At 71.9% G+C, this 9403-nt stretch carries 7 protein-coding genes and 1 pseudogene; 5 read left to right on the top strand and 3 right to left on the bottom strand.

Translation table 11 applies throughout. From position 1 onward, the window contains the following. Window positions 1–145: 145 nt before the first annotated feature. Entirely contained in the window at window positions 146–1624 is a 1479-nt protein-coding gene (locus H5J33_RS13970) for an MFS transporter (protein ID WP_181795226.1), read from the bottom strand. Window positions 1625–1982: 358 nt separating this feature from the next. Between H5J33_RS13970 and H5J33_RS13975 the strand changes: the two genes are divergently transcribed. Next, window positions 1983–2351 (top strand): helix-turn-helix transcriptional regulator, encoded by a 369-nt coding sequence (locus H5J33_RS13975; protein ID WP_181795227.1) that lies wholly within the window; start codon window positions 1983–1985, stop codon window positions 2349–2351. Between the two features lie 97 nt (window positions 2352–2448). Further along, window positions 2449–3030: pseudogene (locus H5J33_RS13980) on the top strand (LLM class flavin-dependent oxidoreductase); the annotation flags it as partial. Between the two features lie 490 nt (window positions 3031–3520). Here the strand turns inward: H5J33_RS13980 and H5J33_RS13985 are convergent. Next, window positions 3521–4570: a LysR family transcriptional regulator gene (locus tag H5J33_RS13985; protein WP_181795228.1), complete on the bottom strand. Its 1050-nt coding sequence runs from the start codon at window positions 4568–4570 to the stop codon at window positions 3521–3523. A gap of 181 nt (window positions 4571–4751) precedes the next feature. Here H5J33_RS13985 and snpA point away from each other — a divergent pair, with 181 nt between their 5' ends. Then, the gene (gene snpA, locus H5J33_RS13990; RefSeq protein WP_181795229.1) at window positions 4752–5441 is read left to right on the top strand and encodes a snapalysin; all 690 of its coding nucleotides are present in this window, start codon (window positions 4752–4754) and stop codon (window positions 5439–5441) included. A gap of 562 nt (window positions 5442–6003) precedes the next feature. On the opposite strand, the gene H5J33_RS13995 is transcribed toward snpA, so the two are convergent. Further along, complete coding sequence (locus H5J33_RS13995) at window positions 6004–6636, bottom strand: TetR/AcrR family transcriptional regulator (protein WP_181795230.1); 633 nt, start codon at window positions 6634–6636, stop codon at window positions 6004–6006. Between the two features lie 94 nt (window positions 6637–6730). Between H5J33_RS13995 and H5J33_RS14000 the strand changes: the two genes are divergently transcribed. Both H5J33_RS14000 and H5J33_RS14005 read left to right on the top strand, forming a co-directional pair. Continuing rightward, window positions 6731–7675: a beta-ketoacyl-ACP synthase III gene (locus H5J33_RS14000; protein ID WP_181795231.1), complete on the top strand. Its 945-nt coding sequence runs from the start codon at window positions 6731–6733 to the stop codon at window positions 7673–7675. A 263-nt stretch (window positions 7676–7938) separates the two neighbouring features. Then, window positions 7939–9348, top strand: coding sequence for a vanadium-dependent haloperoxidase (locus H5J33_RS14005; RefSeq protein WP_258565059.1), 1410 nt, complete (start codon window positions 7939–7941; stop codon window positions 9346–9348). The last annotated feature ends 55 nt before the right edge of the window (window positions 9349–9403 follow it).

Consider the following 9403-nt stretch of genomic DNA (forward strand, 5'->3'; position numbering starts at 1 on the left):
GGTACGGAACGCGTACGCCGTGGAAGGAGACGGCCGCCCAGTCGAGGGGGAGGATCGCCGGTTGCCGGCTCCGGAGGGGAGCCGGACGGCGGGCGGGGAGCCGAACGGGGGATTCCCGGTCGCTGGATGCCCGCCGTCCGGGGGTTCAGCGGGCCGCGAGGGCCCCTTCCTCCTCACTGCCGGGCGCGGGCACGGCGGCGGGCGCCGGCTGCCGCCGCAGGGCCAGTGTGACGAGCAGACCGACGACCATGCCGGCCGCGGTGAGCATCACGACGAGGAACTCGCCGTCCGCCTGGGCCGCCTTCAGCGCCTGGCCCGCCTTGCCGTCGGTGCCGATCTCGGCGATGACGGTGAAGATCGCCAGGCCGATGGCGTTGCCGATGTTCAGCGCGGTCGAGGCGATGCCGTTCGCCACGCCCTGCTCCTGCGGTGCGGTGCCGGTGGCGGCGGCGATCCACATCGCGGTCCAGACGATGCCCTGGCCGACGCCGGACACGATCAGTCCGGGCACCAGCACGGCGTAGCCGGCGTCGGCGTCGAAGCCGAAGGCGAGGCCGGCCGTGCCGGCGATACCGACGACGAAGCCGATGATCAGCGTGGTGCGGGTGCCGATCCGGCTGGCGAACCGCTCGCCGAGCTGGGTGCCCGTGGCGATCGCGAGCGACGGGATCAGGAAGCCGAGGCCGGTCTGCAGGGCGCTGTAGCCGTGCACGCTCTGCATCAGGACGGTGAGGAAGTACGGCAGGACACCGAAGGTCGCCATGTAGAGGAAGGTGACGAGCATTCCCACGGTGAGGTTGCGGTTCCGGAACAGCCGGAACGGCATCAGGGGGTCGGAGCTGCGCGACTCGACCAGGGCGAAGAACGCGAGCAGCACGACGGCGAGGACGAAGGCGCCCACCACCAGGCCGTCGCCCCAGCCCCGCTCGGGACCCTCGACGAGGGCGAACACCAGCAGTGTGGCTCCGCCGGTGACGGTGAGGGAGCCGGGGAAGTCGAACTTGCGGCGCTCGGTGCGGGCCGGGTCACGCGGGATGACGAACAGGGCGCACAGCGCGACCAGGCCGCCGAAGGGAACGTTGACGAAGAAGACCGACGGCCAGCCGAAGTTCTCCGTCAGCACACCACCGAGGAGGGCGCCGATGGTCAGCCCGCTGGCCCCGGCGCCGCCCCAGACCGCGAGGGCCCGGTTCCGCTTGGGGCCCTCCTCGAAGAGGGTGTTGATCAGCGACAGGGTGGACGGCAGCAGCAGGGCACCGGCGATGCCCTGGACGGCGCGGGCCACGACGATGATCTCGGGGCTGGGCGCGAGTCCGCCGGCCAGCGACGACGCGGCGTACATCGTCAGGGCGAGGACGAACATCCTGCGCCGGCCGAGCAGGTCCGCCGCGCGCCCGCCGAACAGCAGGAAGCCGCCCGCGAAGACGACGTAGGCGCTGACCACCAGCTGCTGGGTCTGGCCGGGGAAGCCGAGCTCCTTACCGATCTCGGGCAGCGCCACGAACACGATGTTCAGGTCGAGGCCGTAGAGCAGCTGCGCGAGGGCCAGCAGCGTCAGGATCCAGCCCAAGTGGCGTGGGGCGCCGCCCGAGCTTCCTTGGATCGGCACTGATGCAGAGGACATGACAGAAGTGCCCCTTCTGGATCCGAGGGTGTGGTTCTTGGAGCTGTGGAACGTGCGTTCTCCCATGGCTCGGAAGCCCGGGCGGCGCGCCCGGCAGCCCGGACGGCGCCACATCGTCACGACTGTTCGTATTCTTACGTACGTTGCTTCGTTCGGCAACCTTAGTACAGTCGAACCGTCGCCGCTCGTCGACCGGACCGTCCGGGCGGGCGCGCCGAGAGGAGATCCATGCGGGCGATCAGCTCCCGAGGGGAGCCGGCAGGGGCGCCGGAGCGGCGGTCCGGCGCCTGGGAACGACGCGAACGATCCGCAAGCGCCCAGGTGATGGAAAGTTTGAATATCGCGGTACTGTGGGAATATGAGCCGCCATCCAGACCGCGACCAGATCCGGATCGAAAGCGTGCTGTCCGCGCTGGGCAGCCCCGTACGACTCGCCGTCGTCCGTGTGCTCGACGCGGGCGGGGAACACAACTGCGGCAGCGTCCTGGGACTGCTGGGGATCACCGCCAAGTCCACGATGACGCATCACTGGCGCGTACTGCGCGAGAGCGGGGTCATCTGGCAGCACCCCTCCGGCAGGGAGAACCTGCTGTCCCTGCGCCGCGACGACCTCGACGCGCGCTACCCGGGCCTCCTGGACGCCATCCTGGCGGGCGCCGACGGCGACGAGGCGCTGGAGAAGGCCCGGCGCCTGGTCTCCGCCGGCCGGGACCGATCCGAAACCTGACCTGCGCATCCGGGACCGGCACGGCCCACGCCTCCTCCACAGCGGGTGCGCAGCGCTGCGACCTGTCGTCACTGCCACCCCTGTGAGGAGCCGCCCCATGCGATTCGGCATCTACAGCGTCGGGGACGTCACGCCCGACCCCACCACGGGCCGTGTCCCGACCGAGCACGAGCGGATCAAGTCGATGGTCCGGATCGCGCTCGAGGCGGAGGAGGTGGGGCTCGACGTCTTCGCCACCGGCGAGCACCACAGCCCGCCCCATGTGCCCACGTCCCCGACGACGCTGCTCGGCTACATCGCCGCGCGCACCGAGCGGATCATCCTGTCCACCGCGGTCACCCTGATCACCACGAACGACCCCGTGAAGATCGCCGAGGACTACGCGTTCTCACAGCACCTGGCCGACGGACGCGTGGACCTGGTGCTCGGCCGGGGCAACACCGCCCCGGTCTACCCGTGGTTCGGCAAGGACATCCGGCTGGACATCCCCCTCGCGCTGGAGAACTACGCGCTGCTGCACCGGCTGTGGCGGGAGGAGGAGGTGAACTGGCACGGCAGGTTCCGTACGCCGCTGAGCCACTTCACCGCCACGCCCCGGCCGCTGGACGGCGTGCCCCCGTTCGTCTGGCACGGCTCGATCCGCAGCCCGGAGATCGCGGTGCAGGCCGGTCACTACGGCTGCACGGCGTGGTGGCAGGCGCTGACCGACGGAGGACCGGCCCGGCCCGTCCGGCAGCAGGACGTGCCCGCACCCTGCCATCAGGCCTGACCGGGAGCCCGGGGTCGCCGGGGGCCGCGCGGCACGGTGTGCGGTGCCTCCCGCCCTGCGGCCCCCGGAAAGCGGGCCACCCGCGCGGAGGCCCCGGAGAGGTGGTCCGGCGGGATACGCCGCCGTGTTCTCCCGGCGGCCGGGCCGCGCCGGACCGACGACGCCGTTCCGTATGCGGTCGGGCCCGGTGCGCTCGTGGTCACCCGCGCACTTCAATAGGCAGGACACCGTTCGTGGCGCCGGCATGACTCCGGAGAAACGGTCCGGTACGCATGGAACGGCTTTTCCACCACCGGGGAGTACATGGTCGGCTCGGAGGCAAGCCGCCAATCAGCCCTGTGAACAGCGCTGCGGGTCAGTACACCCAGGCCGCGCGGGCCGCCCCCGCCCGGTGGTCCGCCTACCCCGCGTGCGCATCGGCCGCCAGTGGCCGCGGCCGGCGTGCCGGTGGTGTGTCCGGGTCCGGGTGGTGGGCGGGCGGGCGGTACGGCACAGCAGGTGCGTCCGGTTCGCCTTCTGCCGGGTGCGCGCGCCCGAGCCATTCCCGGTACGCCGGTGCCTCCCATGCCACCGCCCAGTATGCCTCCTCCAACTCCGGGTAGGCAGCGTCCAGTTCACGCTCCGAACGGGCCGCCAGCAGCAGCCGTACCCCGATCGGGTCGCCCTCCAGGGGACGGATCGCGAGATCCGGACGCACCGGGGCGGTCGGCTGGCTGACCGTGACCACCTCGCCGATGGCGGCCAGCGAGTACGCGGTGAGGTAGTCACCGTGCAGCATCTCGGAATCGAGTCCCGCAGCGCGCAGCGCCCGGCACAGGGCGTCCCACTCGCCGTCCACCGTGGAGTCGACCATCCAGCGGTCGCCGGCCAGGTCGGTGAGGCTGACCCGGGGCCGCGAGGCCGCCGGATGGTCCGCGGCGAGCGTGACGAACTGCGGTTCCCGCTCGACCAGCACGCGCAGGCACAGTCCGGGCGGCACGCGCAGCGGACTGCCCTCGACCTCGTGCACGAAGGCCATGTCGAGCCGGCCGGCCGCGACCATGCCCAGCAGCGCGTTGGCGGACACGCTCATCTGCAGCGTCGGCTCGACCCCCGGGCGCCGGGTCCGCAGCAGTCGTAGCCAGGCCGGGATGGCCCTGCTCGCCGTGGCCCCGATGCGCAGCTGGAACCCGCCGGCGGCACGGGCCGCCGCCGCCCTGGTCTCGGTGACGATCGCCGCGAACTCCGCCACCAGCGGCCTGGCCCGGCTGAGCACCGCCAGGCCCAGCGGGGTGGGCCGGCAGCCGGTGCGGGCGCGCACGAAGAGCTGAGCACCGAGCGCGCGCTCGATCCGTCGTAGCTGGGTGCTCAACGAGGGCTGTGCCAGGCCGAGTTCCCGGGCCGCTTTGTGCAGGCTGCCGGTGTCGGCGATGGCGCAGAGCACGCGCAGATGTCTCACCTCCAACTCCATGTGGGGAGCGTAGGGCGGTACCGGAGACGACACCAGATGTTCAAGTTACAAGGAAAGCGGACGAGTCGGTCGGCGATAGTCCGGAGCTATCCCCAAGTGCCATCATCCCCTGCCGTGTTGGGCTGCCGGAGACTCACTGGCAACCGATCGTTCAACCCCACAGGACGAGAAGGAGCCCCCCATGGCATCGTTCCGAAACAGCACCGGGTCGAAGAGCACCAGGAGACTTCTGGGCCTGGCCCTCGGTCTCGGGCTGGCCTCCGCCGCGCTCGGGACCGCGAGCCCGGCCGGCGCGCAGGACACCGCCGCGGCGCCCGCCCGCACCGTAGCCGCCGGTTACGTGGGCAGCGCCGAGGACGCCGGCGCCAAGGCGTTCTTCGACGCCGTGGTGAAGTCGGTCGCCAAGCGGCAGGCCGAGCAGCCCTCCCTGAAGGCGGTGACCGTCTACTACAACGCCTCGCAGGCCCCGAGCTTCCGCAACCAGATATCGAGCGCCGCCTCGATCTGGAACAGCTCCGTGTCGAACGTCAAGCTCCAGGCGACCTCCAGCGGCGGCGACTTCGCCTACTACGAGGGCAACGACTCGCGCGGCTCCTACGCCTCCACCGACGGTCACGGCAGCGGCTACATATTCCTGGACTACACGCAGAACCAGCAGTACGACTCCATCCGCGTCACCGCCCACGAGACCGGGCACGTGCTGGGCCTGCCCGACCACTACAGCGGGCCGTGCAGCGAGCTGATGTCGGGCGGCGGCCCCGGCCCCTCCTGCACCAACCGCTACCCGAACGCCACGGAGCGCTCCCGGGTCAACCAGCTGTGGGCCTACGGCCTCACCAAGGCTCTCGCGCAGGTGAACAAGGCGGGCTGAGCACCAGGGAACACCACGGGCCGGCTTCCCCACAGCCGGCCCACCACGGACCGCGGCCCGGGACCCGCGGTCCGTGGCACGGCACCAGCGGCCCACGGGGCGCCCCAGTGAACGGGCGAGGTCCTGTACGGCAAGGCCGCGGATAGCGAGGACGGGGGGGAGGACCGTCTGCGGGCGGCCGTGCGCGAGGTCCAGGAGGAGACGGCGCTGATCCTCGCCGCCCACCGGCCGAGCCCGGTGGTGTGGACCCGGCGGGCGCTCTTCAGGGTGGACGGCCGCGGGTTCGACCAGTACGAGGAGTACCCCTGGCCCGCGTCACGGCCGACGAGGCGCGCACGGTCGTGGTCACCACCGAGGAGGCCCGCTACGGGCACCGCCGGTGATCGCTGGACGAACTCGCCACCACCGGGCAGACCGTCCGCCCGAAGAGGCCGGCCTGGCATCCGAGCGCCTTGCCCGCGACCGGCGAGTCCCTTCCGCCGCCGGTTCACCTGGGCGGTTTCGACGAGGACGCCGAGCACGGCTGACGCGCCCCGGCGACAGCACGCCCGAGCCGGCGCGGCTACGCGGCCGGCCGCTCCGGGTGTGGGCCGAGCAGGCGGTCCAGTGCCCGCCGGATGCGGTCGGTGGCGTCCGGTGCCTCGAAGAGCTGGATCTCCTGGTTCAGGGCCATGAAGAGGCCGATCAGCTCGAACACGACCTGGTCCGGGTCGGTGTCCGCCGGCAGGTCGCCCGCCGCCACCGCCTTACGCGCCTCGGCGGCCAGCCGGCGCCGCCACACCCGGTACATCCGGGCCACGGCCTCGCGGACGGGGCCGCCGCGGGCGTCGAACTCGATGGACGCCGTGGTGAAGAAACACCCGCCGGGGAAGACGGCACGCCCGGCGTCCAGGTCCAGGTAGGCGATCCACGCCTCGCAGACGGCCCGCAGCCGGGGCAGCCCCGGCTCCACGTCCGCCGCGGGCTCCCACACCAGACGGGAGAACGCCACCGCCGCGCCCTCCAGAGTGGCCAGCTGAAGGGCCTCCTTGGTGCCGAAATGCCCGAGCACACCGGCCTTGCTCATCTTCAGGTCCGCGGCCAGCCGCCCGATCGTGAGCCCTTCGAGGCCGTCCCGCGAGGCGAGGGCGATACCGCGCTCGACGATGCGCTGCCGCGTCCTGCGGGCTTCGGCCACGGAATTGCGAGGGCTCATGCCCACCATCGTAGGCGAGGGGGGACCGCTTCAGCTTCCGACCGATCGGTTGCTATATTCCGGGCACCTGATGCCGAGCCGAGGAGATCACGCCGTGCCGGGAAGCCGTATCGCCGCCCTGGGCCACTACCAGCCGACGCGCGTCCTGACCAACGACGACCTGGCCACCATGGTCGACACCAGCGACGAGTGGATCCGGCGCCGTACCGGCATCGCCACCCGCCGCATCGCCGCCCCCGAGGAGTCGGTCACCGACATGGCGGCGGCCGCCGCGAGCAAGGCCCTGGCCGCGTCCGGGCTGGAGCCGGCCGACATCGGGCTGATCACCGTGGCGACCTGCTCGGCCATCGACCGCTGCCCCTCCATCGCCGCCCAGGTCGCCGGGCGCCTCGGTCTGCCCGCCCCGGTGGCCTTCGACCTCAACAACGGCTGCGCGGGCTTCTGCACCGCGCTGGCCTGCGCCGACCACTCGCTGCGCGCGGGCGCCGCCCGGCACGCCCTGGTCATCGGCGCCGAGAAGATGTCCGACGTCACCGACTGGACCGACCGCCGTACCTGCGTCCTGCTCGGCGACGGGGCGGGCGCCGCCGTGCTGAGCGCCTCCGCCGAGGAGGGGATCGGCCCGGTGTGCTGGGGCTCGGACCCCACCCGCGGTGACGCGGTCCGGCTCGTCGACGACTGGCACCCGCGCTTCGCCCAGGAGGGGCAGACCGTGTTCCGCTGGGCCACCGGCGAGTTGCCCGCCATCGTCCGCGAGGCCTGCGCGCGGGCCGGACTGACGCCGGCCGATCTGGCGGGCGTGGTCACCCACCAGGCCAATCTGCGGATCATCGACGCCGTCGTACGCCAACTCGACCTGCCCGAGAGCACGGTGATCGCCCACGACGTCGTGGAGTCCGGCAACACCTCCGCCGCGTCCGTCCCGCTCGCCCTGTCCAAGCTGACCGAGCGCGGCGAACTCCCGAGCGGTGGGCCGGTGCTGCTGCTCGCGTTCGGCGGGGGCCTGTCCTGGGCCGGTCAGGTGGTCACCTGCCCCTGAACACCACGCCGTCGACGGCCGGCCGGTCATATCTCTGTCACTTGTCACGCCTGTTCGATGCGCCCCCACCGCGCGCGGCACCTAAGGTGGTACGCACGCACAGCACTTCCGCACCGCACCTCCGCACGGCACAGCCCCTCCGCACATCGCACCGAAGCACCACGCACACGCTTCGCACCACACCCCGCCGCACCGCGTACGGCACATACGCGGTGCGGCGAGGCGTGAGCGATCGAGGCATCGGCAGAGAGGAATTGTCCCGCATGTCCCGTACGCTGCGCACATTCCGCACACTGCGCGAGAGAAGAGGCAGACGCGGCCGGATACGCGCCATGGCGGTGGCCCTCGCGACCGTGTTCGCCGCGGGTGTCGGCGCGCCGGCCCTCGCGCCCCAGCCGGCCTCCGCGGCGCCGAACTACACCGGCGACCCGGTCCTGTACTGGAACGACGTCCTCCTCGGCGCGATCCGTACGGCCGGCGGCGCCCCCGGCCCGATCTCGCGGGCCGCCGCCGAGATGAACGCGGCCGTCTACGACGCCGAGAGCTCCTACCGGCTGCGCTGGCACACCATGACCTCGGACCCCTACCTCCAGGCGGTCAACTACGCGGCGTGGTCGGAGGGTCCGGGCGAGGAGGAGCGGATCATCGGCCGCACCGCCTACAACATCCTGCTGAAGCTGTTCCCCGATCAGACGACCTACCTGGACAACAGGTTCAAGGAGCGCTTCGGCACCAGCCCCACGGACTTCGACCTCCTGGACGCCACCGTGGTCAACACGGTCGTCACCAACATGTGGAAGTTCCGCACCGCCGACGGCTCGGACGACCAGACCGCCTACACCCCGGACGGCAAGCCCGGCGCCTGGCTGCCCACCAGCTACCCCGACCTGCCGGACCCGGGGTGCAGCCAGGGCAGCCAGGCCGCCATCCCCGAATGGGGCAAGGTCAAGCCGTGGGCGCTCACCTCCGGTTCCCAGTTCCGGCCGTCGACGCCCGGGCAGTACGCCTCGTACGGGGAACTGCTCGCGAGCCCCGCCTACGCCGAGCAGGTGCGGCAGGTGCGTGACCTCGGCGCGGCCGGCTCCACGACGCGGACGACCGACCAGACCGCGGCCGCCTGGTTCTGGGCCAACGACGCGAACGGCACCTACAAGCCGCCGGGGCAGCTGCTCGACATCACCGCCCGGGTGTCACGGGACCGGAGCCTGACGACGTATCAGAACGCCCGGCTGTTCGCGCTCGTCTCGGTCGCCATGGCGGACGCCGCGATCGCCGAGTGGGACGTCAAGTACCAGACGCCGATCGACCTGTGGCGTCCCGTCTCGGCGATCCGCGAGGGCCTGCGCGACACCACGTGGAAGCCGCTCGCGGGCACGACACCGTGCTTCCCGGCCTGGGCCTCCGGACACTCCGCGTTCGGTGCCGCCTGGGCGGGGATCATGCGGCAGTACTTCAAGACCGACGACATCACCTTCACGGCATCGACCGACGAGCCCAGGTCACCGGTCAAGACACGGACGTTCACCAGCTTCGGCCAGGCCGCCCGCGAGGAGGCCGACAGCAGGGTCTGGCTCGGCGTCCACTACCCGTGGGACGCGAGCGACGGACTGACACTCGGCGAGAACGTCGCCACCTGGGTGTTCACCCACAAGATGAAGTCCGCGGGCTCGTAAGGCGGTTGCCCCGGAAGCCCCTGCGGAATCCGCGCGAGAACCCCATCCGAGGCCC

The organism is Streptomyces sp. WELS2, assembly GCF_013870595.1.
Taxonomy (GTDB): domain Bacteria; phylum Actinomycetota; class Actinomycetes; order Streptomycetales; family Streptomycetaceae; genus Streptomyces.

Coding starts and splice junctions, on each gene's coding strand:
- H5J33_RS13970 (WP_181795226.1), bottom strand. CDS start 1,624: ATGTCCTCTGCATCAGTGCCGATCCAAGGAAGCTCGGGCGGCGCCCCA.
- H5J33_RS13975 (WP_181795227.1), top strand. CDS start 1,983: ATGAGCCGCCATCCAGACCGCGACCAGATCCGGATCGAAAGCGTGCTG.
- H5J33_RS13985 (WP_181795228.1), bottom strand. CDS start 4,570: ATGGAGTTGGAGGTGAGACATCTGCGCGTGCTCTGCGCCATCGCCGAC.
- snpA (WP_181795229.1), top strand. CDS start 4,752: ATGGCATCGTTCCGAAACAGCACCGGGTCGAAGAGCACCAGGAGACTT.
- H5J33_RS13995 (WP_181795230.1), bottom strand. CDS start 6,636: ATGAGCCCTCGCAATTCCGTGGCCGAAGCCCGCAGGACGCGGCAGCGC.
- H5J33_RS14005 (WP_258565059.1), top strand. CDS start 7,939: ATGTCCCGTACGCTGCGCACATTCCGCACACTGCGCGAGAGAAGAGGC.